Annotated in this window: 16 protein-coding genes; 8 read left to right on the forward strand and 8 right to left on the reverse strand. The window is 51.6% G+C overall.

Annotation, left to right across the window (positions count from 1 at the left end; translation table 11 throughout):
• Positions 1–119: 119 nt before the first annotated feature.
• The 4 genes from purM to CLC93_RS11665 all read left to right on the forward strand — a co-directional run bounded on the left by purM (position 120) and on the right by CLC93_RS11665 (position 4,907).
• Positions 120–1,157, forward strand: coding sequence for a phosphoribosylformylglycinamidine cyclo-ligase (gene purM / locus CLC93_RS11650; protein WP_095506152.1), 1,038 nt, complete (start codon positions 120–122; stop codon positions 1,155–1,157).
• Positions 1,157–1,804: a phosphoribosylglycinamide formyltransferase gene (gene purN / locus CLC93_RS11655; protein ID WP_095506153.1), complete on the forward strand. Its 648-nt coding sequence runs from the start codon at positions 1,157–1,159 to the stop codon at positions 1,802–1,804. The genes purM and purN overlap by 1 nt, the downstream gene beginning before the upstream one ends.
• A gap of 162 nt (positions 1,805–1,966) precedes the next feature.
• On the forward strand, positions 1,967–3,628 hold the full coding sequence (asnB, locus tag CLC93_RS11660) for an asparagine synthase B (protein ID WP_095506154.1): 1,662 nt from the start codon (positions 1,967–1,969) through the stop codon (positions 3,626–3,628).
• Positions 3,629–3,719: 91 nt separating this feature from the next.
• Entirely contained in the window at positions 3,720–4,907 is a 1,188-nt protein-coding gene (locus CLC93_RS11665) for a cystathionine beta-lyase (protein ID WP_095506155.1), read from the forward strand.
• An 8-nt stretch (positions 4,908–4,915) separates the two neighbouring features.
• Here the strand turns inward: CLC93_RS11665 and CLC93_RS11670 are convergent, their stop codons facing one another.
• From CLC93_RS11670 to CLC93_RS11705, 8 genes are all read right to left on the reverse strand, one after another.
• Entirely contained in the window at positions 4,916–5,524 is a 609-nt protein-coding gene (locus tag CLC93_RS11670; protein WP_095506156.1) for a MarC family protein, read from the reverse strand.
• A gap of 217 nt (positions 5,525–5,741) precedes the next feature.
• Entirely contained in the window at positions 5,742–7,166 is a 1,425-nt protein-coding gene (locus CLC93_RS11675) for a DUF3360 family protein (protein WP_095506157.1), read from the reverse strand.
• 245 nt (positions 7,167–7,411) lie between these two features.
• Positions 7,412–9,121 carry an Ig-like domain-containing protein gene (locus CLC93_RS11680; RefSeq protein ID WP_141237388.1) on the reverse strand — a complete coding sequence of 570 codons (1,710 nt, stop codon included), beginning with the start codon at positions 9,119–9,121 and terminating at the stop codon, positions 7,412–7,414.
• Between the two features lie 154 nt (positions 9,122–9,275).
• On the reverse strand, positions 9,276–9,920 hold the full coding sequence (locus CLC93_RS11685) for a response regulator (RefSeq protein WP_095506159.1): 645 nt from the start codon (positions 9,918–9,920) through the stop codon (positions 9,276–9,278).
• Positions 9,917–11,302 carry a sensor histidine kinase gene (locus CLC93_RS11690; protein ID WP_095506160.1) on the reverse strand — a complete coding sequence of 462 codons (1,386 nt, stop codon included), beginning with the start codon at positions 11,300–11,302 and terminating at the stop codon, positions 9,917–9,919. The genes CLC93_RS11685 and CLC93_RS11690 overlap by 4 nt, the downstream gene beginning before the upstream one ends.
• A 177-nt stretch (positions 11,303–11,479) precedes the next feature.
• Positions 11,480–13,147, reverse strand: coding sequence for a glutamine--tRNA ligase (glnS, locus tag CLC93_RS11695; RefSeq protein WP_095506161.1), 1,668 nt, complete (start codon positions 13,145–13,147; stop codon positions 11,480–11,482).
• Positions 13,148–13,285: 138 nt separating this feature from the next.
• Positions 13,286–15,616, reverse strand: coding sequence for a Fe(2+) transporter permease subunit FeoB (gene feoB, locus CLC93_RS11700; protein ID WP_095506162.1), 2,331 nt, complete (start codon positions 15,614–15,616; stop codon positions 13,286–13,288).
• The gene (locus tag CLC93_RS11705; protein ID WP_095506163.1) at positions 15,613–15,849 is read right to left on the reverse strand and encodes a FeoA family protein; all 237 of its coding nucleotides are present in this window, start codon (positions 15,847–15,849) and stop codon (positions 15,613–15,615) included. The genes feoB and CLC93_RS11705 overlap by 4 nt, the downstream gene beginning before the upstream one ends.
• A 320-nt stretch (positions 15,850–16,169) precedes the next feature.
• On the opposite strand from CLC93_RS11705, the gene CLC93_RS11710 reads away from it, so the two are divergent.
• From CLC93_RS11710 to CLC93_RS11725, 4 genes are all read left to right on the forward strand, one after another.
• Positions 16,170–16,745 carry a hypothetical protein gene (locus CLC93_RS11710; RefSeq protein WP_141237389.1) on the forward strand — a complete coding sequence of 192 codons (576 nt, stop codon included), beginning with the start codon at positions 16,170–16,172 and terminating at the stop codon, positions 16,743–16,745.
• A gap of 434 nt (positions 16,746–17,179) precedes the next feature.
• Positions 17,180–19,642, forward strand: coding sequence for an OmcA/MtrC family decaheme c-type cytochrome (locus CLC93_RS11715; protein ID WP_095506165.1), 2,463 nt, complete (start codon positions 17,180–17,182; stop codon positions 19,640–19,642).
• 267 nt (positions 19,643–19,909) lie between these two features.
• Positions 19,910–21,919, forward strand: coding sequence for an OmcA/MtrC family decaheme c-type cytochrome (locus tag CLC93_RS11720; RefSeq protein WP_095506166.1), 2,010 nt, complete (start codon positions 19,910–19,912; stop codon positions 21,917–21,919).
• A gap of 58 nt (positions 21,920–21,977) precedes the next feature.
• Positions 21,978–22,934, forward strand: a complete 957-nt coding sequence (locus CLC93_RS11725; RefSeq protein WP_095506167.1) for a DmsE family decaheme c-type cytochrome — start codon at positions 21,978–21,980, stop codon at positions 22,932–22,934.

Here is a 22,934-nt window from a genome sequence, read left to right on the forward strand (position 1 = left end):
AAACCGAATCACTCAGTTCAACAGCTACTATTTTGGACATTTTTCTTTTGAGCCGAGTCACAAGCTGCTAGACTATGCGCGCTAAAAAACCCATTACACGCCATTTACGAGGATCCTCCGTGAGTGCCCCAAGCCAATTAAGCTATAAAGACGCTGGTGTCGATATCGACGCTGGTAATGAACTGGTTGATAACATCAAATCTGTCGTTAAAAAGACTCACCGCCCAGAAGTTTTGGGTAACTTAGGTGGATTTGGTGCCCTGTGCGAACTACCAACTAAATATAAGCACCCTGTACTGGTTAGCGGCACCGATGGTGTTGGTACCAAGCTACGTCTGGCAATCGACCACAACAAGCACGACTCTGTGGGTATCGATTTGGTTGCCATGTGCGTTAACGACCTTATCGTTCAAGGCGCTGAGCCTCTGTTCTTCTTGGACTACTACGCCACTGGCAAACTAGACGTTGCCACTGCTACCAGTGTGGTAAGCGGTATCGGCGAAGGCTGTCAGCAATCTGGCTGTGCCCTTATCGGCGGTGAAACTGCTGAAATGCCTGGCATGTACGAAGGCGAAGACTACGACCTAGCCGGCTTCTGCGTTGGCGTTGTAGAAAAAGACGGCGTTATCGACGGCTCTAAAGTGGCCGCGGGTGATGCACTGATTGCACTGGGCTCATCTGGCCCACACTCAAACGGCTACTCGCTAATTCGCAAAGTACTGGAAGTGAGCCAAGCTGACCCAAGCCAAGACTTGAACGGCAAGCCGCTAATTGAGCACCTATTGGCGCCTACCAAAATTTACGTGAAGCCTTTGCTTGAGCTTATCGAGCAAGTGCCTGTGCACGCCATGGCCCACATCACCGGTGGTGGTTTCTGGGAAAACATTCCTCGCGTATTGCCAGTTGACGCCAAAGCCGTATGCGATGGCAGCTCTTGGGAATGGCCAGTAGTGTTCAACTGGCTAATGGAAAACGGCAACATCGCTCAAGACGAAATGTACCGCACCTTTAACTGTGGTGTGGGCATGGTAGTTGTGGTTCCTGCCGACTGCGCTGACAAAGCGGTAGCTCAGCTGCAAGCCGCTGGCGAAAATGCATGGCTAATCGGCCACATTGACGCTCGCGAAGGCGACCAGCCTCAGGTGGAGATCCGCTAGTGAATCGCCCGGCACGAGTCGCCGTCCTGATTTCAGGACAAGGCACTAACCTGCAAGCCATCATGGACGCCAACACCATTGGCGACATCGATGTCGAGTTTGCAGTGGTAATTAGCAACAAGGAAGACGCTTACGGCCTCATTCGTGCCGAGCAACAAGGCATTCCAGCGTTGGCGTTAACCGCTGAAGCCGGTGAATCTCGTGCAAGCTACGATCAACGCTTGCACCAGGCCTTGAGCGAGTACCAGCCAGACATCATTGTGCTGGCGGGCTTTATGCGAATTCTCAGCGATGAGTTTGTTGAGCGCTACCTAGGCCGCATGGTGAACATTCACCCATCGCTGCTACCTAAGTACCCAGGCCTTAACACTCACCAAAAGGCTATCGACAACGGTGACGAGGAACACGGTGCCAGCGTGCACTTTGTGACCCCACAACTGGATTCTGGCCCCGTGATTTTACAGGCCAAAGTGCCAGTATTTGCCGATGACGATGTCACTAGCTTGTCTGAGCGCGTGCACGTACAAGAGCACAGCATTTATCCTTTGGTGGTAAAATGGCTCTCGCAACAGCGCGTGCAGCTTAAAGACGGTCAGGCTTGGTTGGATGACCAGCCGCTGCCGCCATCGGGCTACGCTGCAGATTAACGACGCCAAAATCTAAACATAAGGGCCGCTTTGAAAGTGGCCCTTTTTATTTAGCATTTCACCTTGGGTTTTATTAGTAATCCTCAACCACTTTGGGTTAGGCATTTGCCCCGCTTAATGGCACTCTAGAGACTGCGCCCATTAGTCGTTGGAGAGCCAGCTATGTGTTCCATCTTTGCCATTCTCGATATTAAGTCCGATCCTCAAGCCCTGCGCGATGTCGCCCTTGAGATGTCCAAACGCTTGCGTCACCGCGGCCCTGACTGGTCAGGTATATATGCGGATAACCAAGCCATCCTGGCTCACGAACGTTTGGCAATCGTTGATATTAATAATGGCGCGCAACCACTATTCAGCGAAGATGGTAATTTGGTTTTGGCAGTTAATGGCGAGATTTACAATCACAGAGAGCTAAAAGCCGAGCTTGGCGACAAGTATCGCTATCAAACCGACTCGGACTGCGAAGTGATTTTGGCCTTGTACCAAGAGTACGGCAACGACTTTTTAGACAAGCTCAACGGTATCTTTGCCTTTGTGCTGTATGACAAGCAAACCGGCCGCACGCTAATTGGTCGCGACCACATCGGCATTATTCCGCTCTACACTGGCTTTGATGAGAAAGGTAACTTTTACGTCGCCTCTGAAATGAAAGCCTTAACTCCTGTGTGTCGCACCATTGCGGAGTTTAAACCCGGCCACTATCAGCAAGACCAGCAAGCGCCGGTGCACTACTACCAGCGCGATTGGCGTGACTACGCCAATGTATCTGCAGAAAGCGCCGATTTGGCCAGCCTGCGTCTAGGCTTAATGGCGGCGGTAAAACGCCAGCTGATGTCTGATGTGCCTTACGGCGTCTTACTTTCCGGTGGTTTGGATTCATCCATTATCAGCGCGATTACCAAGAGCTATGCGGATAAGCGAGTTGAGGACGATCAGCAAAGCGCTGCCTGGTGGCCGCAGCTACACAGCTTTGCCGTCGGTCTTAAAGGCGCGCCAGATTTGGCCGCCGCTGCGGAAGTGGCCAAGTACTTAGGCACAGTGCACCACGAGATTCACTTCACCTTCCAAGAAGGCTTAGATGCGATTAAAGATGTTATCTACCACTTGGAAACCTATGACGTGACCACCATTCGCGCTTCCACCCCTATGTATTTGATGGCGCGTAAAATTAAAGCCATGGGCATTAAAATGGTGCTCTCTGGCGAAGGCGCCGATGAGCTGTTTGGCGGCTATTTGTACTTCCACAAAGCGCCGAACGCGCAGGAATTCCACGAAGAGACGGTACGTAAGCTCGACAAGCTGCACATGTTTGACTGCGCCCGCGCCAACAAGGCGATGGCCGCTTGGGGCTTGGAAGCGCGTGTGCCCTTCTTGGATAAAGAGTTTGTCGATATTGCGATGCGCTTTAATCCAGAGGCCAAAATGTGTCGCGATGGACGCATCGAAAAACAAGCGCTGCGAGACGCCTTTGCCGACATGCTGCCCGAGTCGATTGTGAAGCGCCAAAAGGAACAGTTCTCCGATGGTGTGGGTTACTCCTGGATTGACGGTCTTAAAGACCAGGCCGACGCTGTGGTGTCGGATAGCGAGTTAGCCAACGCCCACTATCGCTTTCCGCACAACACACCGGAAACCAAAGAGGCTTATTTGTATCGCAGCTTGTTTGAAGGTCACTTCCCACAGCCTACCGCCGCCGAGTGTGTGCCTGGCGGTAAATCTGTGGCCTGCTCTACCGAACAAGCCTTGGCTTGGGATGCCAGTTTGGCCGAGCTTACCGACCCTTCAGGACGGGCGGTTAAGAGCGTTCACAACGAAAGTTATTAGTGATAGCTAACATTTACGCCAAAGGCCGGTTTTATGCCGGCCTTAGTTTTTATACACTCAGTGCAACAGACTCAAGAATTACAAAAACTCCATGACCAAGCGAATCGATACCAAAATTATCAGCGGCGGACGCAACAAGCGTTGGACCAAAAACACCGTCAACCCACCGGTGACGCGCGCCTCCACCGTGGTGTTTAACAATACCGACGAGATGAAGCACGCCACTCAAAACCGTGGCGACAAGGTGATGTTTTACGGTCGTCGCGGTACCGACACGCACTTTGCCTTGCAACAAGCGATAAATGAGCTCGACGGCTACGCCGGTTGCGCTTTGTACCCTTGCGGTACCGCAGCAATCGCTGGCAGCTTGATGGCCTTCTTAGAGGCCGGCGATCACCTGTTGATGGTGGATACCACCTACGAGCCCACCCGTGACTTTTGCGACAAAGTACTAGCCAAAATGGGCGTTACCACCACCTATTACGACCCTATGCTTGGCGCCGATATCGCTCGCCTAGTTCAGCCGAATACCAAGGTGATTTTCACTGAGTCGCCAGGCTCTATCACCATGGAAGTGCAAGACCTGCCCGCAATCGTAGAAGTGGCGCGTAGCAAGGACATTCTGGTGATGCTGGATAACACTTGGGCCAGCCCACTATTATTCGATGCCAAAGCCCATGGGGTGGACGTTTGTATTCAAGCGGCCACCAAGTACATCGTCGGTCACTCAGATGTGATGATGGGTACTGCCTCAACCACGGAAGAACTTTGGCCTCAGCTGCGTGAGCAAAGCTATTTGCACGGCTACTGTGTGTCACCAGACGACGCCTATTTGGCCTTGCGCGGCCTGCGTACTCTGGGAGTTCGCATGCGCCAGCACGAGACAAACGCCCTTGAAGTAGCCAACTGGCTAGCGGCTCGCCCCGAAGTGGCAGAAGTGCGTCATCCAGCCTTTGAATCCAACCCAGGACACGCCGAATTTAAGCGTGACTTTAACGGCAGCAATGGCCTTTTCAGCGTAGTACTTAACTGTGGCAATCGCGCCGCCACCAACGCCATGCTCAATGGTATGGAGCACTTTAAAATGGGCTACAGCTGGGGCGGATTTGAGAGCTTAATGTTGGCCAATCACGGTACTCCTGGACCTCGTAGTGCCACTCAATGGCAGGCGGATGGCCCGTTGCTTAGGTTGCACATCGGCCTTGAGGACACTCAGGATTTAATTGAGGATTTGGAAGCGGGTTTTGCGCGCTTTCACGCAGCGCTTCAGAACAGTTAAGCCAGTGGCTACAACTCAAAGTAGGCTTTGATACCATCAAGCGTATTGGATGTGGCCACTGAGGCTAGAATCAAGCCCATGACTCGGCTCACCACAGTGGCACCGCTTGCGCCAATCAAGCGATTGATGCGGCCTGCCAACAACATGAGTATGTAGGTGACCAGTAAAACCGCAAAAATCATAGACACGGTTTGGGCTTGCTCCCACAGGCTAAAACGATTTTTTTCCGTGAGTAGGACAGCCGCTAATATGGCGCCTGGGCTTGCTATTGAGGGGATTGCCAGGGGGTAAATTGCCGTCTGATGATGGTCCGGAATCAGCTTGACCTCCTCCTCTGGCTTGCTCTCACCAAAAATCATGGTCAAGGCAAACAGGAATAACACTATGCCTCCCGCTATCTGAAAAGCAGGCAGTGGGATAGACATGGCTATTAGAATGATCTCGCCGGCGATGACAAAAAACAGCAGAATCAGCGCCGCAGCTATGGTGGCAACCAGCGCGATTTTCTTCCTCGCGGCACTGTCAAAGCGCGAAGTGACAGCCACAAACACGGGCACAGTCCCTATCGGGTCTATGACGGCGAAAAAAACGATAAAAGTGGCAACGAAATCAATCATTGATTAAACCTGCGGGCATTAAGACGCATTCTCCCTCGCTGCTCACAGTCTACGAAGCGTATCTTGTTTTGGCTCAACGGCAGCTCGTTCTAAAGCGGTGGAATTGTTTGACCACCAAGCACAGCTTAGGGGCTGTCTTGGATTGTCGCAATAAACTCAATAGGCACAAGACGCAGTATTCAGTTGGCCGACAACCCTAGCCCCTAATAAACGCTCGCTATAGCAGAGCTGGTATTCCCGGCAGCTGACCGACACTCGCCAGAGCAACCACACACAAGGATAGAGTCGCCAGAGGGAGCCATACTCGATCGGCCGAGGTTAAGCTACTGCTGCGGTCGCGATCGCCAATCACACCCGAATTATCCATTAACATGGTGGCCGCCCAGCCAAACACAGGATTCACAAACGCACAGCTAAACAGACAAATGCCAGCCACCTGCGAGGTCTTGACCTCTTTCACCATGGTCATGCCGGCTTCCAGTAGCGGTAAGAACACACCCACGATCAAGGCCACTCGCAATACCGGCTCCCACATGGCCAAGTCCATTGGGTAGCCCCATAGCGCGCACACCACGCACAGCAAACCGGTTAACATAGCCCCGCCTGGAATTGGGCGTTTAGCGATTGCCGCGGGGATAATGTAGGTGCCCCAGCTTGACGTAAGATTGCCGCCACACAAGGTTGAGCCGACAATCTGACGCACCGAGCACACCGTCATGGTGTCGTCGACGTTCATTAACGCGCCCTTGGCCTTTTTCGGATAGTTCATCTCTTGGAAGACGCGATGGCCAACGAAATCTGGTGACCACATGGCTACTGCCAAAATGGCGAACGGCAGCACTGCCACAAAATGGCTTAACTCTGGCCAGCCCAGCTGCCAACCCGTATCCTCACCCCACCAGTAAAATGGGCTTAAGTGCGGTAATCCAGGTTCGGTCTTAAATTCAAAGTCTGCACCAAGCATCAACGCCATAACACCCGCCACAACAGAACACAATGGAATGGCCAGCCAACGCAGCTGCACTCGAGCTAGCACAGCGTAAATCACTATGGTTACCAAAATCACGCCAAAGAAAGCCAAACCATTACCGCTGGCCTCGGCCCAAGCTTGAAATGCCGACATCTGTGAGATGAGCCCCACCGCGCCGAGATACAATAGAAGGCCCGCTCTCACGCCAACCCCGGTTAAATTCAACAAGCGACTACCGCCTTTGAACAAACTCAACATCAACCCAAGCACACCCACAGCAATCCCCAATGCTAAGGGATGTCCGCCAGAGGCCACCACCAGCGGAATTAGCGGCAGCATAGGACCATGAGTGCCTGGCAGGTTGGCGTTAGGCAGTAAAATGCCACAAAACAGCACCGCAAATAGCGCCACAATCAATAATTCATAGCGTACGTTCTCGGCTACGAACTCAGGGCCTAGGCCAAACTCGGCGGCAAACATCCCCGCCACCGCGGCGACCATCACAATCTTGCCAATGGTACCCGCCATCGCAGGCACCCAGTCCTCGATGCGAAAATGGAAGTCTCTTCCGGGTAAGTGAATTTTCCAGCGCTGGTAGCGCGCGTTGATAAGCTCGTTGTCGAGCAAGGCTTGGCGCTCACTCTGTGACGAATTAGTACTCTGTGACGACATAGTGTTTTGTAATTCTCAGCTCAAAACCACAGTAAGGAGCCTTGCACACTAATTGAGTGGCCTAAGACGCACCATGCGCCAATGGTCTAATAGGTTTCAATGGAGAACTGGACTAGCCCAACAGTCAGGACAAAAAAACAGCAAAAAGAACGGTTTTTCGAACGCTTTTTACTCATAATCAAAAAGGAAAAAGGCGCGGTATCCATACCGCGCCTTGCTCCAACTATGCAGGGACGCTTGAAAGCTTAGTGAATAACTGTGCTCTTCGTCATTTCACGGAAACTTTCGCTGTGACATGCGCCACAAGCTTGGTCGCGAGATATAGCAGGATAGACAAATCCGTCCATCTCTAGCTCAGCCGAGCTCTTACTCAGGTCAATCTTGAAGATGTGACCCTTAACGTCGCCCAAGCGCACGCTCTCTTCACCACCACCCATCATTGGGGTGAAGTCTTCATAGATGGCACTCTTCGCGGTCCCTGGCATGTGACAAGAGGTACAGTCAAGTGCTGCGTGAGTCGCACCACTTGGCGCTTGGTCGGTATGGCAGTCAGTACATACTGACTTCAGCGCACCGTCGTGTCCTGGCTTGTCGCGATTCACCGTCGACTTGTGAGGGTTGTGACAGCTAGAGCAATCCAATCCCGCTTGGAAATGCTTACCCATTTCCTCGCCGGTCGCAGGGTTCACACCCACCAACTCATCAATGGTTTGGTGATGCTTACCTAAGCCGTAACCTTTGTTGTTACCGACAATACGGCCGCCATAAGTAGAACCCTCTGGGAAGGCCTTGTTGTACGGAGTCTTGTACTCGCCAGTTTCAGAGTCGTACTTGCGCTCACCATCCCGGGTATGACACTCGGCGCAGTGAACCGCTTGACCAAAGGCCATGTCATCCGCTGCCAAGGCCTCTGCTGTACGTGGGGTGGCCTTGCGTGTAATGCGCAACAGCTCTGAGTCCAATACGTGTGGCGTGTTCGAGATAGCCACCATGGTGTCTACGTGCTCGTTACCGGCACCGTGGCAGGCTTCACACTGAACGCCAGATAGCTCCCAAGTACCACCGGTACCCACTAGGTCCCACTGACGGTTCGGGTTTAGCTCTTCGTCATAGCGCTTATAACCTGTGTTGTGACAGCCACCACAACCATAGGTGTAACCATCTTTCAAACGTTCGCCATCTTTGAATACTTGGCCAGACTTGTAGTTACCCCATTGATCAGCAGCGCCTTCTTCCGCTTGCAAGTTAAACTGGGTGCCAGTACCGGCATGGACATAGCCATCGGCATCGGCCCAGCGGTTTTTCCAGTGGTAACCACCAATAACATAAGTCACGTCGGCATAGCTTGATGGTTGCAGAATATTCTCGATAAACGAATCACCGCTCTCCAAACGCTCAACCAACTGCTCTAGGCGACCGTCGATGTTGGAGAATGGGTACTTAGGCGCTTGGTCGTTCTCAACTTTGTTGATTTTAAAGTTGTGACCAGTCTCTAGGAAGCTGGCGTGATCGGCGTGGCAGCCTAAGCAGCTTTGTGAGCCCATGTACTCAACGCTCATGGTCTTGTCTTCAACGGTAACGGTTGCGGTTGCCGCAGTTTCGTCGGTGCCATCGGTCAGGGTGTAGCTTACGGTCACTTCACCATCGGTGCCCAACGGCGCAAAATAGCTAATTTTTCCGCCGTAGTAGACGGCATCACCCACTGAGGCAGAAACACTATCAGCCACAAGGCTAACTTCATCGCCATCGGCGTCGCTAGCAACGGCAACGACATCCAGAGTGATAACTTGGTTAACAATGGTGGCTTGCGCCACTTCACCCGCTACTGGCGCGTTGTTTTGTGGAACTTCTGGCACCTCAGGGGTGACGTCTTTCGGATCGTCGCTCGAACAGCCTGCTAATGCCGCGGCGACTACCATTGCCAAGAGTTTGGCTTTATGTGTGGTTTTCATCATGAACTCCCAAATACCCAAAAAAGGCTGTCATTATTGTTCTGGGATTCATGATGGTCGCAGCGGCGAGTTGAAACTAGATAAGCAAAATTGACAAGGATTCAGGGGTTGTCAAATTTACTTATCAGAATTGTTGCCAGCCCTTTATCCCTCTAGGCTAGGCATTTTCCTCCTCAAACAAGGAAGCGCACAGGTTTTTGCCTTGAGTTGTTAAAAAGTAGATCTTGCTCTCAGTTTGCTCGACAAGCCCCGAGTTTTTGAGCTGTCGCACGTGAAAATTAAACTTGGTGTGGTTATCAATATGGACCAAGCGGCACAGATCCATAAAACGCAAGCGCCCGTGTTTCCTGAGTTGTAGCAAGGTTTCACGGCGTATTGGGTTAGCCAGCGCTGAAAACACCTTGTCCGCTTTATCGCCACTAAGTTTGGGGCTTTGACGTCGTTGTGCCTCGACCCGTTTAAGGGTCACGCACAAACTATCCATATCAAAGGGCTTGGTTAAAAACTCCGCAGCGCCGTGCTTCATAGCATCCACTGCAGTATCTACCGTGCCAAAGGCGGTGGTGATCACCACTCCTATGGTTGGCTGAAACAGGCGAATCTGGCCAATGGCATCAATCCCGCTCATGCCTGGCATCACCATGTCCAACAAAGCCATGTCGAACACTTGCTCTTGCGCTACCGCGATCGCTTGCTCAGCGTCTTCACAAGCACTCACCTCAAAGCCTGAGAACTCAAGGGCCTCAGTCAGGGTTTCGCGTAGATCGGCATCATCCTCAGCCAACAATAATCGAATGCTCACGTTTCGCTCCCTCCCGGTAAACACACCCACGCCTGTAGACCGCTGGCGTGATTTTCTAAGCTCAACTCACCTAAATGCTGCTCTACGATTTCGCGACTGATCACCAGTCCTAATCCAGTGCCCTGTCCCGCAGGCTTGCTGGTATAGAAAGGCGTAAAGGCTTTTTCCAGCTCATGAGGCTCGATGCCAGGGCCGTTATCACGCACGCACAAACGTACGCGCTCATCGCACTGTTCGACGAACAACGAAATTCGGCCACCCGGTTCGCTGGCATCCATGGCATTGCCAATCAAATTAACCAGCACTTCTTCGAGTTTAATCGGATCACCGTGAACCCAAACCGGCTCCACCACAGAGTTGATAATTCGGTACTGGCGGGCCCTAAACGCTAGCAGATCGAGCGTAGATGCAACCACCTTACTCAGATCAACCGCCTCAAATTCAGTCTTTTTCTGACGCCCAAACTGCAGCACTTCCTGGCTGATATGACTGGCCCGACTTAAGCTTTTTTTAATTCGTCCCAATAGCGGTTTTGCGTCTTCTAAACTGGGCTGGCGCTCAACCAAATCCAAGGCCAAGGTAGCATTAGCCAACGGCGTCTTTATCTCATGGGCTATGCCAGTGGTGAGCTGACCGATAGCGTTGAGCTTTTCGGCTTTCATCGCGCGGGTTAGTTGGGCAGCAATCTGGCGTTCGCGCTCTTCGTCAAACACCTTGAGCGCCTGAATTAGAAATACCAGCATGGCCAATGCCATGGTGGTTCTGAGCATAGGCACCCAAAGTCCATAATCCGCTTTCAAAATACCGGCCGCGATGCCGTAACAACCCAGAGCGATGCCGCAGTAAGCGAAATAACGACCGCCATCTAGGCCTTTGCTTTGCTTATTGCCGCCATAAACAATTAGCAGAATGCCAGCTAAGGTCGATGCGCCAAAACCAAACACCCAGCGAGTAATTAAGGCCGCTTGGCTAACGTATTCCTGTGAGTCGAGTAGATTCCAATGGCGATACATAAGCGCCACATAGCTAAACAGCACAGCCACTATCGCCGATTTAAACAAATGGCTGCGTTTGACTCGGCTGATGTCAATCATCAGCCAGGCAAACCACACCATGGCCAAATAGGAGAAAACGAGTTTGATGACTCGCCACACCTGTCCCACATGCCAAAGACTTGGGTCAAAGTGATGATGGCGTAATAGCCAGTACATTTCCGACCATTCATGCACGGCGTGCACCAAGCCAAACACCGCCAGTGCCGGCAAGGCTTTGGTAATAGCCAAATTGGAAAAGCCCACATTGCGAAACGCAATCGCGCAAGCAATGGAGAAAAACGCCAAGCCGTAAATCAGGTAGACGATAAAAATCAAAGATACGTTCATAGTGCCGCAATATAAGCGGCTCTGGTTCAGGATTCTGTGAGCTTGGTAGTGACGGCAGGAACAGAGGTTTCTCTGCAATTAGAATTTACCGGGAAATGTGACCGCTCATGCAAGGCAAGCTTCAGGCATAAAAAAACCGAGAGGCCAGCTCTCGGTTTTTTCGACAGGCGTTTGCGGTTAGCCTTGACCCCAAGAGTCGCGAAGACCAACCGTGCGGTTAAACACCAAGTTATCCGCAGAGCTGTCAGTGTTGTCAGCGCAGAAGTAGCCTTCACGCTCAAACTGATAGGCTTGCTCGGCTACGGCATTGGCTAGGCTGGCTTCAACAAAACCGCTCTTCTCAATCAAAGAGTCAGGATTCAAGGCTTCGTCGATTTCTAGGCCGTTAGGGTTGGCCACTTTAAACAAGCGGTCGTACAAACGGAATTGAGCCGGTTTGGCGTGACTTGCTGCCACCCAATGGATAACCCCACGTACCTTGCGGCCTTCGCGCGGCTCAGGGTTCTTACCCAGCGTGTCTTTGTCGTACTGACCATAAATGGTAGTGACGTTGCCCTGCTCGTCGTACTCAACACGATCCGCCGAGACAACATAAGCATTACGCAAACGCACTTCGTTACCCAATACCAAGCGCTTGTACTTCTTGTTGGCTTCTTCGCGGAAGTCAGCGCGGTCGATATAGATCTCACGGCTAAACGGCAGCTCACGAGTACCCATTTCTTCCTTATTCGGGTGATTTGGCGCTTGCAGGATCTCAGGCTCGCCATCGAAGTTTTCGATAACCAGTTTAATTGGGTCCATGACCGCCATCGCACGTGGCGCGTTAGCGTTTAAATCGTCGCGAATACAGGCTTCAAGCATGCCCATTTCTACGAGATTGTCTTGCTTGGTGACACCAATGCGCTTAGAGAATTCACGAATCGAAGCTGGGGTGTAACCACGGCGACGCAAACCGGCAATGGTTGGCATACGCGGGTCGTTCCAGCCGCTAACCTTACCCTCTTCCACCAAGGCCGAAAGCTTGCGCTTGGACATCAGGGTGTATTCCAAATTCAGGCGGCTGAATTCGTACTGATGTGGGCGAGCTTCAATCGAGATGTTATCCAGCACCCAGTCGTACAAACGACGGTTGTCTTGGAACTCTAAAGTACACAGAGAGTGAGTAATGTTCTCAAGCGCATCCGAGATACAGTGAGTGAAGTCGTACATAGGGTAAATGCACCACTTATCACCGGTCTGATGATGCTCAACAAACTTCACGCGATACAACACAGGATCGCGCATCACCATGAATGGTGAGCTCATGTCGATCTTGGCACGTAAACAGGCTTGACCTTCTTTGTACTCACCGGCGCGCATTTTCTCAAAGTTGGCCAGATTGTCTTCGACACTGCTGTCGCGATGGGGCGAGTTCTTACCCGGCTCTTTTAGGGTACCGCGGTACTCGCGCATTTGCTCAGGGCTTAAGAAATCCACATAGGCCAAGCCCTTTTCGATGAGTTCGATGGCGTAGCCGTACAAGCTGTCGAAGTAATTAGAGGAGTAGCGAACCTCGCCATCCCACTGAAAACCCAACCAGCTCACGTCTTCCTGAATCGAGCGCACAAAATCCATGTCTTCTTTCTCTGGATTGGTGTCGTCAAAACGCAGGTTACAAGTACCCTGGTAGTCTTGCGCGATGCCAAAGTTCAAGCAGATAGACTTAGCGTGGCCAATGTGCAGATAACCATTAGGCTCAGGTGGAAAACGAGTCTTAACACTTTGGTGCTTACCAGCGGCCAAATCAGTGTCAATGATGGTGCGAATGAAATTGCTTGGACGGTTTTCTGTGTCCGAGGCGCTCATGCCTTACCCCTTAGCTTCAGGACTGTGTTGCGGTTAACTCTTAGACTAGCCGGGTATAATCCTACATATCTAATCCAAGTACAATAAAAAAGCCGCTCTCTCAAGCGGCTTTAGAAACACTCGACTATTAATCCAGCATTAGCTTTGAGAAATCACCTGAGTCGGGATGATTTGCTGCTGTTTGCGGCCTTTGTGTTGTAGCCACTTAAAGTAGCCAACAAAAGTCACCAACACCGCAATAATGTATGCGCTTGATTGGGCAGGATGGCTAGCGAAATTCACGCTTTGATAGAACAGAGTCGCCACACCGTAGGCCAGGCCAAAGGTCCAAGTACCGGCGAAGATCGCCCACTTCTTGCCAAATTCGGCAACCAAAGCGCCCATGGCGGCTACACACGGGGTGTAAAGCAGCACGAATAGCAGGTAAGCAAAGGCGGCACTATTTGTGAAGCTTCCTTTAACTTTATCAAAGGTACTGTTATCCACCTCTAAAGCTTCAGATTGCTCTGCTCTGTTGGTGCTATCGCCGGTATCAACGCCTAAAGGGTCGCGTGGATTAATCCCCAGCAGGTTCTCAGGAATAGTGGCAAAGGCTTCCGCCATCGACTCAGACAAAGGCGCTAGCTCTTCTTCTTCGCCACCGCCGGAGTACAAGCTATTCAGCGTACCTACTACGGCTTCTTTGGCAAAAATACCAGTCACAATGCCCACGGTAGCTGGCCAGTTGTCCTGCTCAACACCCATAGGGGCAAACACTGGCGTTACCGTCTGGCTAATGGCACTAAGCACTGACTCTTTGGAGTCTTCGTGGCCAAAGCTGCCATCGGTACCAATGGAATTCACAAAGTTAAGTCCGGTAACCACTAGCACAATAGTGACACCTGCGCCTTTGATAAAGCTCTTGGTACGCTTACCGGTACGATTCAAAATCGCTTTGGCTTTCGGCAATTCGTAGTCTGGCAGTTCCATGACGCTGGAAGTCGATTGACCCGGCAGAACCGTGGAGCGCAGCATCAAACCAGTACCAATCGCAGCGATAATGCCAATCACGTATAGCAAGAAGACTAGGTTTTGACCCTGCTCGGGAAAGAAGGCGGCGGCAAACAAGGCATACACAGGCAAACGCGCACCACAAGACATGAACGGCGTCATCATCCCGGTCACAATGCGCTCGCGTTCGTTACCCAGAGTACGAGTCGCCATAATCGCAGGTACCGAACAGCCAAAGCCCACAATCATAGGTACAAAGGCTTTGCCAGGCAGGCCAATGCGACGCATCACACCGTCAATCACGAAGGCCGCGCGCGACAGGTAACCCGAGGTTTCCATAAAGGAAAGCGCTAGGAACAAGGCAACCACCACTGGAATAAAGGTCGCTACTGTTTGAATACCGGCACCAATACCACCGGCAACAATAGTGACTAGCCACTCAGGCGCACCCATGGTGCTCATTAGCGCACCAAAGTGGTCGACGAACAATGCCCCAGCGGCAATGTCGAAAAAGTCGATAAAGGCCGAGCCCACGTTAATCGCGAACATGAACATCAAGTACATGGCCAACAAGAACACAGGCACCCCGGTAATTGGGTGCAATACCACTTTGTCTAAGCGCTCAGTCAAAGTCATCGACTCGCGGGCTTTGACACCAGCGGCGCAAATGCTTTCCACTTTTTGATAGCGGGCGTGTGCCAGCTCGGTGTCAACATCAACACCTTGTTCTAGCAAGCGTGCCTTAGTTTTGGCCGCCTTGGCCTCTAGCTCGCTGCGTGGCTCAGCTCGTTCTGGCTGCGCCAGTGCGTTTAATAGCTCGCTACGCGGAAGCGCTTCGCTTGACAGTGCCGCCAACTCAGCTTCAATCTGCTGGCCATAATCGATGCGTACCGGCTTGGCGTTCGCGGAACAGTTCACCAGCTCCACAACGTGCTGCTGCACGTGCTTAATATCGGCGGCGTTTTTGGCGTTAACCGAAATCACCTGACAACCGAGCTGAGCCTCTAAAGCACGCTCGTCGATCACCACACCTTGTGCACCGGCAACATCGATTTTGTTGATGACCACCAACATAGGTAGGTTTAGCTCAAGCAGTTGCACTGTGAGGTACAAATGGCGCTCAAGATTAGTGGCATCGACCAAGTTAATAATGGCGTCTACCGGTTGGCGCGCTAAAAACTGTTGGGCGATGACTTCGTCTAAACTGCCCTGTTGGTCGGCTTCGGCCGGTACCAAGTCATAAATGCCTGGCAAATCGGTCAGGTGAATTGACTGTCCGGCTAGTTGAAACTCACCGGTTTTCTTTTCGACAGTAACCCCTGACCAGTTACCCACGTGCTGATTACCACCGGTTAGAGCGTTAAACAGAGTAGATTTACCGGCGTTTGGGTTACCCACAGTCACGCAATGAAAGTGTTTCCCAGGAGTAATGTTAATCGCAGGCGAGTGGCAACCGCACTGTTTGTGTTGCTTGCTCATTGGCTTACCTCAACTTGAATTTTCTCAGCCAAGTCCTTGCGCAAACACAACTGACTTCCTCGAATTTTGACTTGTAAATTGCTCCCCAACGGCGCATTGCGCACAAACTCAACACTGCTATTAGGGGTTAATCCCATCGACAGTAGCTTGCGTTTAATAGGTTGAGGTAAGTCTTGGGCGTTGATTTGGCGAATGGTCGCCACTTGCCCCGGACTCAGGTCAGATAAAATCATTGGTACTCCTGGATACGAACCAGTAAACAGCTTAATTGGCGACAGTCTACCCAAGGCACTTACGGAAAAACTTAATCGAGATCATATTTACGAACTTTAATGCGAATGGTTTTCAATACTAAATCCGTAAATGTGAGTTGCTGCGAACAAAATTACGGTATTTTGCATAATTTTTATGCAGGGATGAAAAAGCTTGTTTATAGTTAAATGAGGCTGCGTGAAGTTCGTCGTTCGAGCCCAGATAGACACCAACAAATAAGACAAATTAAAAGAACAAACAGTAATTTACTGTGAACTGCGCAAAGCCTTCGGGAGTGATAATGACGAACTTAATAAAAAAGATCAGAGTTAGCTTCATTTTATACGCATGCAGCGGCCTGCTAGGCACGGCTGCGCTCGCTTCCGACGAAACCACTCTCAGCGCTCCCCTCGCACACACTCTCAGCGCTCCCCTCGCACAAATGCAATCGGATTCTATCGGTTGGGGCGTGGATTGGCGCTTGCAGCCCAAACAAGTGGTCGTCAACCACAATCAGTGGCGACAAGAGCTGGGGCTGCACTCTCAGACAGATTACGGCACCAGTCCCTGGAACGACAAACAACAGGCTCAGCTTGGGTTTGGTTTTACCTCGCTGTCCAATCACCAAGTTCAAGTGGGCGCCGGTTTAAATCCTGGCGAGCAAAGCCGTGCCCAATTGGACTTAAATGCTCCTGCTTTGAGCTTCTACGTTAAATACGCCTATGAGCAACAGCTACAAGTTCGCTTCGATTGGCACACCCAAGCCCCGCTGCATAACCATTCAGCAAATATGGGTAATCATGCCGGCGTGCAAGACGCCATTTCTAACGTTCGCCCCTCCCCTTTCTTCGGCTTGAGCGTGAGTTATTCCATGTAAACAAAAACGTTCGTTTTTCGATGCTGCATCAAGATCACAATCTGTTAAATCCAATCCACTGAAAAGAGGCACACCGCCTCTTTTTAGTAGATCCAGCTCACACTTTTCAAAACTGGCAATTTCAGGAAGTATAGATCAAACCTATAGATTTCAATGCTTTGAACAATACCTCCTAAGTTGCAAAATCCCTGTATTTTTCCCCTGCTTATGTGGCCATTTTGTAACGTCGCAGTTAAGCGAGCATCTGGCTAAACCCTTGAAGAACTACTCCTTTCGAAATAGTTGGAGTGGGATCACAAAAGCCACCGGTTTGCTGAACTCTAAATTAGCAACTCGCTAAACTAGTCGCCGGATTAAATTCCGAGTTGGCCTAAGCCCTTGATTGTACGAGTGCTTGGCAACACACAGAAATAGATTTTTATGCAGGGAATCTTATGAACCTTCAATTTAACCTCAGCTTAGCGACCAAAGCGATTTTGGGCGCTGGCGTATTGTCAATGGCACTCACGGGCTGTGCTCGCGATGGCAAAGATGGTGATCAAGGTAAGCCAGGCGAGCCTGGCGGGCCGGGACCAGTCACCGTTGATATCCGCGAAGCCAGCGCGCTACAGGCGACCATCATTCAAACCGAGATTGTCGACGGGCGTGTTAGCGTTGAGTTCGACTTGGTCGACGGTAACGGCGTTGCCGTATCAGGCCTGAACGAGCTCGACAGCATTCACACTCTGGGCTTTGGTATTGCCAAACTCAGTGAATTGCAAACCCGTACTCGCCCACTACCGGGCCACCCAACCGGCCAAGATGACGCAAGCACCTACGCCAAAGGGTTTAAAACTCAACAGTGGACCAGCTATATCAACCGCATGGTTGACCCAGTGACGCCACCAAACACCGATGGTTTCCCGGAAAACTGGGACCGTCACCAAGGACCACAAATCCAAGCCAGCATCGACTCTAGCTGCCAGCTAGACTGTGTCGAATTGGTGGACGATGGCATTTATCGCTACACCTTCTCCAAAGCGCTCAACGAGTACGACGCCATTGAAGGCATCAATACCGATTACCAACCCGAGCTAGTACACCGTGTCACTATGGAGCTCAACGTTGAATCGGGTGCGCCAGCGGTAAAGCTTATCAACACCTTCTACGACTTCATTCCTGAAACTGGCCAAGCCGCACCTGCGGACGAAACCCGTAATCTGGTGTCTCTGGAAGAATCTTGTATTCGTTGTCACTCCAATGATTACGATCACGCTTGGGCCCCAAAGTTGGTGTTCCACGGCGGGCGTCGGACCAATATCGAGAACTGCGTAGTTTGTCATACCAGCTATTCTGGCGACCCTGAAACCGGTGAAACCGTAGATTTTGGGGCAATGCTGCACAGGATCCACAAGTCTAAGTCCTTTATCGTTGGTTACGGTGGTCGTGGACACGACTACAGCAAGGTTACATTCCCAGCTGAGTACAATGCCTGTCAGGCTTGTCACATCCAAGGCGAAGATGCACCAGCGCAAGCCAACTACTTCAACTTCCACCGCCAAGAAGCCTGTTTGAGCTGTCACGAGCCAAGCACGGATGAAGGTATGGCCGGTTGGGATGGCACCGCTAAGGGCTTATTCCACGACCCTGAGCGTTTTCCGAATGCTTGGGAGCAAGGCTGTAGCTCGTGTCACGCCGACGACAACCAGTCGTTGGGTGCCACTCAGTTCCACATGGCAACTCAGTCAGCTCGCGCTCAAGCCAGCGATTTGTTCGCCATTGAAACTCGTAACGCCAGCTTTGAGCGCTTATCAGAAACCGAAGGCACACTGACCTTCGAAGTGAAGGTAAGCAACCCAAGCGATGGCTCTAGCTACAACACTCCTGTTCACGAAATCGCACAGATCAGTAAGTTGCCAGTTCGCGCTATGGGTAATGCCAACTACGACTACAACTTTGACGTGCCCCCAGGCGACGAGAGCAATGCGCGTTCCTACACCGCTCGCTACAACTCATACGTGGGCGATTTGGTGGCTGAACTGAAGAAAACCGAGTCGCCACGCGTCACGGTTTCCCAAGGCGATGACGGTTTCTTCGTTTATCAAGTAGCTAACGTTGCAATGCAAAAAGCCGAGCAAGGTAACCTGACCGCACACCTAGAAATCTGCGCTGAAAAAGGTGGCACTGCTGTCGATTGCAACGCCGGTGAAGACGTAAAACTGGTGACCGCAAAAGTACTGACCAGTGCCATTACTTTCGCCACTGAAACCGCGGACACCGAAGTGCGCCGTATGGTGGTAGATAATGCCAAGTGTCAAAGCTGTCACGAAGGTCAGATGAACACCTCAAAAGACCGTGGGATTCACACTGACACTGGTAAGGACGAAAGCTCAAGCTGTATCGCTTGTCACGACCGCTCTATGTTGTCGGGCAACTTCGAAGATGGTAGCTGTGCTAGCTGTCACAACAACAGCATCAACAACTACCACTCAAGCTTTGTTCGCCCACTAAATAACTCATTGGATTACAAAGTGTTAGCTCACAGCCTGCACGCTAGTAAGCGCACTCATACCAATGACGATGGCGAGCAAGAGAGTTCAGCGATCACCTACCCTGAGCACTATGCCAATTGCGGCAGTTGCCACAACCCAGGCCAGTTAACTCTGACCGAAGTAGCTATGCAAAAAGCCGTGGTTGCTAGTCAGGACGGTGAAGTCATCAATGTCTCACCAACCACAGCTACTTGTGCAGCCTGTCACGAAGGCCATGGTGGTGATTCCTTCAAATCCCACGCTATTGGCAATGGTGGTGTATGGGGACCTGAGCCTTACGTTCCAGGTACTGAGTCTTGTGCTGCGTGTCACGCAGAAGGCAAGTCTCACGGCGTCGATATAGTGCACCCAGTGCGTTACAAGTAAGCCGTTAACAAACGATGGAGCCAGCCGGCTCCATCGTTACATTTTTGTTTAATTTTGACCTGTAAAAACGGGATCTAGCGAACGCTTTGATACACATCTGCAAACAAAGTGGGGGTCTGTTCACAGTTCCCATCTACAGCTGCTGCAGGGGTATATCGATTTAGGTACGCTTGAACCATAACAAAAACCCGTCTGACTGAGCCTCCAAGTCAGCGACAAGCGAACCAATAAGCGTTCGAAAAAGGGTCAAAATTGCAGGGAGTTATAATGGAAATTCACAAATCAAATCTGAAAAAGCTGCTCATTGCCAGCATGGTTTCAGCCGCGTTAGCCGGTTGTGCCCAAGACGGTAAAGACGGTCAACCGGGCGAACCTGGTGAACCTGGTCGTCCAGGCGGAACCCCAGCCACTTCTATCGAAGTGCTGAACTTGGAAGTTGACGCGGTAACCTACGAGGGTAACCAACCAACCATTCAAGTTTACGCCTCTAACGAAGAAGGCCAGCCAGTCGTCGGTATCACAGGTATGGGCATGGTTGTCGCTCAACTAACTCCACAGGGAGACAAAAATCCTGGTGATAGTGCTGAGTGGAGCCGCACCGCACGCGTGAGCGGAGCTGATAACTACGTCGACCAAAAGAACGGTTACTACACCTTCACCCCTGCCATTGACGGCTTTGACGCTGCTTTGACCCAGCGCTACAACGTATACGCTGGCGGCAAAGGCAAAGTACTTGAAGACGGTGTAACCGAAGTACCGCGCCGCGAAATCGTCGCTGATTTTAACGGCCAAGGCGGTATTGCTCACTACACCAAAGACATCGTTTCTCACGAAGCCTGTACTCAGTGTCACGATGAGAGCGAGCCGCTGACCCGTCGTCATTCTAGCTACTATACCAACGAGACTTGTGCCACCTGCCACAACGGCAGCTTCCGCACTGAGACCCAGTGGAAACACCTGGTTCACAATATCCACAACAGCACCAAGTCATTCACCGACAAAAACGGTGATGAATACACTGGTGAGAAAGCTGAGCACTTGCTACAAAACAACTGTTCTAGCTGTCACGTGGAAAGCGAAGAGCTTACTGAGTGGGGCAACTGGACTCGCGTTCCTACCATGGAAACCTGTTCAAGCTGTCACAACGTTGACTTCCAAGCGGGCCAAGGCCACAGCCAACAGCTAGACAACTCTAACTGTATCGCCTGTCACAACGCCGAGTGGACCGAAGAATTGCACTTGCGCAAGTCTACCGACACAGCTGCCGTGATTGACCAAGTAGGCATGTCACTGACCCTTGAGTACGTTGCAGCCGCTGAAGGCCAAACCACTGGTTCTGCCAACCTAATCGTTGGTCTGAACGACGGTAACGGCAACGACATCGATGCTTCGAGCATGCTGAGCAAGATCAAGCGCATCGAAACCCTGACTAACGTAGGCCCTAACTTCCCAGTGATGGGCTACAGCGCCAACGAAGCCAATGGCATTCAAGGTAAGAAAGCTATCGACTTGGTGAAAGACGGCCAGCTTCAAGGTGATGCTGCCATCGAGAACGGCAAGTTTGTGGTTAACACAGGTAGCCTGCCATTCGCAGAAGGCGACGCTGACACTGCCTTTACCTTCGCCGGCTTGGCTGTGTGTTCTGACGCAGACCAAATCGTTGAGTGTAATGAAGACGGTTCTTCTGAGTACACAGGTACTAAAGCCTCTCTGGCTCACGTAACCGCTTCTGGTGATGCGCCATCACTGCGTCACATTGACTCGGTTAACTTCGCTTCTTGCCAAAGCTGTCACGGTGAAGATTGGCAGATTCACAAGGGCTACCACGCTGGTTTCGTCATGAACACCGAGCAAATGGGCCGCGAAGTAGACGGTGAGCTGCGTGTTGGTACTGACGCTTGTGTGACCTGTCATACGCCAGAAGGCACTTACTCGCCGACTAAGAATGGTGCTTGGGAAATGAAGATCCACACCACTCACAGCGGTCAGCAAGTGGTTAGTGACTGTGCTCAGTGTCACGACAGCTTTAACCTAGAAGCGTTTGCTAACAAAGGTGCTATCCGCACTTACGAAAGCGACGACGCCCAAGGTTACACCACGCCTCGTACTGCTACCTGTCTCTCTTGCCACAGCTCTGACTCTATCGGCCACGGCCTAGAGAACATGGGTGCTGTCGTCAATGATGACTTCACTAAGGCCAACCAGGCTGCGCAGTCTGAAACTTGTTTCTTCTGCCACGATGTCACGGTTGACGATCACCGCGCCATCAAGATGTAAGGGACTTTCGAGGGAGGCTTGCCCTCCCTCGAATTCACGTGGATAAGAGAAGCCTACGATGAAACATAAAAAACGTTTAGCCACAGTCTTGTTCGGTGTATTGGCATTTGCCGGTATCAACGGCCAAGCGCTAGCTGCTAAGTGGGACGAGAAAATGACCCCCGCTGAGGTGGAGCAAGTTCTCGAAACCAAGTTTGCAGAAGGGAAATACTCACCTAAGGGCGCCGACTCATGCATGATGTGTCACCGTCGTTCTGACAAGGTGAAGGCCATTTTCAACAACGTACACGGTGATCCAAGCCATCCGAAAGGACCTATGGCGGGTCTACAGTGTGAGTCTTGCCACGGCCCACAAGGTAGTCACAACAAAGGTGGCCGCGAGCCAATGATCACCTTTGGTCCAGACTCTACCCTGTCGACTGAGAAGCAAAACAGTGTGTGTATGAGCTGTCACAAAGACGACAAGCGCATGGCTTGGAACGGTGGTCACCACGACATCGCGGACGTGTCTTGTGCCTCATGTCACCAAGTTCACACTCACAACGATGCCGTGCTGTCTAAGCAGACCGAAATGGAAGTCTGTACTAGCTGTCACACTAAGCAAAAATCTGATGCACTGAAGCGCTCTTCGCACCCGCTGAAATGGGCACAGATGGTATGTAGTGATTGTCACAACCCGCACGGTACCTTAAGCGAAGCCGACCTGGTAAAGCCAAGCATTAACGAAACCTGTTACGAGTGTCACGCCGAGAAGCGCGGTCCACATTTGTGGGAGCACGCGCCAGTCACCGAGAACTGTGTTTCGTGTCATAACCCCCATGGATCGGTGAATGAAGGCATGTTGAAGACCCGCGCCCCGCAACTGTGTCAACAGTGTCACGCGAGCGACGGTCACGTCAGCAACCCGTATACCGGCGGTAATAACAATGCCTTCACTGGTGGTCGTAGCTGCCTCAACTGTCACAACCAGATTCACGGTTCAAACCACCCATCTGGCCAGTTGTTCCAGCGCTAA

Origin of the sequence: Paraferrimonas sedimenticola, from assembly GCF_002282855.1 — a bacterium.
Lineage (GTDB): Bacteria > Pseudomonadota > Gammaproteobacteria > Enterobacterales > Shewanellaceae > Paraferrimonas > Paraferrimonas sedimenticola.

Bases quoted from the DNA above. Each gene is read 5' to 3' on its own strand.
- asnB (WP_095506154.1), top strand. From the start codon at position 1,967: ATGTGTTCCATCTTTGCCATTCTCGATATTAAGTCCGATCCTCAAGCC.
- CLC93_RS11665 (WP_095506155.1), top strand. From the start codon at position 3,720: ATGACCAAGCGAATCGATACCAAAATTATCAGCGGCGGACGCAACAAG.
- CLC93_RS11670 (WP_095506156.1), bottom strand. From the start codon at position 5,524: ATGATTGATTTCGTTGCCACTTTTATCGTTTTTTTCGCCGTCATAGAC.
- CLC93_RS11675 (WP_095506157.1), bottom strand. From the start codon at position 7,166: ATGTCGTCACAGAGTACTAATTCGTCACAGAGTGAGCGCCAAGCCTTG.
- CLC93_RS11680 (WP_141237388.1), bottom strand. From the start codon at position 9,121: ATGATGAAAACCACACATAAAGCCAAACTCTTGGCAATGGTAGTCGCC.
- CLC93_RS11690 (WP_095506160.1), bottom strand. From the start codon at position 11,302: ATGAACGTATCTTTGATTTTTATCGTCTACCTGATTTACGGCTTGGCG.
- glnS (WP_095506161.1), bottom strand. From the start codon at position 13,147: ATGAGCGCCTCGGACACAGAAAACCGTCCAAGCAATTTCATTCGCACC.
- feoB (WP_095506162.1), bottom strand. From the start codon at position 15,616: ATGAGCAAGCAACACAAACAGTGCGGTTGCCACTCGCCTGCGATTAAC.
- CLC93_RS11705 (WP_095506163.1), bottom strand. From the start codon at position 15,849: ATGATTTTATCTGACCTGAGTCCGGGGCAAGTGGCGACCATTCGCCAA.
- CLC93_RS11710 (WP_141237389.1), top strand. From the start codon at position 16,170: ATGACGAACTTAATAAAAAAGATCAGAGTTAGCTTCATTTTATACGCA.
- CLC93_RS11715 (WP_095506165.1), top strand. From the start codon at position 17,180: ATGAACCTTCAATTTAACCTCAGCTTAGCGACCAAAGCGATTTTGGGC.
- CLC93_RS11720 (WP_095506166.1), top strand. From the start codon at position 19,910: ATGGAAATTCACAAATCAAATCTGAAAAAGCTGCTCATTGCCAGCATG.
- CLC93_RS11725 (WP_095506167.1), top strand. From the start codon at position 21,978: ATGAAACATAAAAAACGTTTAGCCACAGTCTTGTTCGGTGTATTGGCA.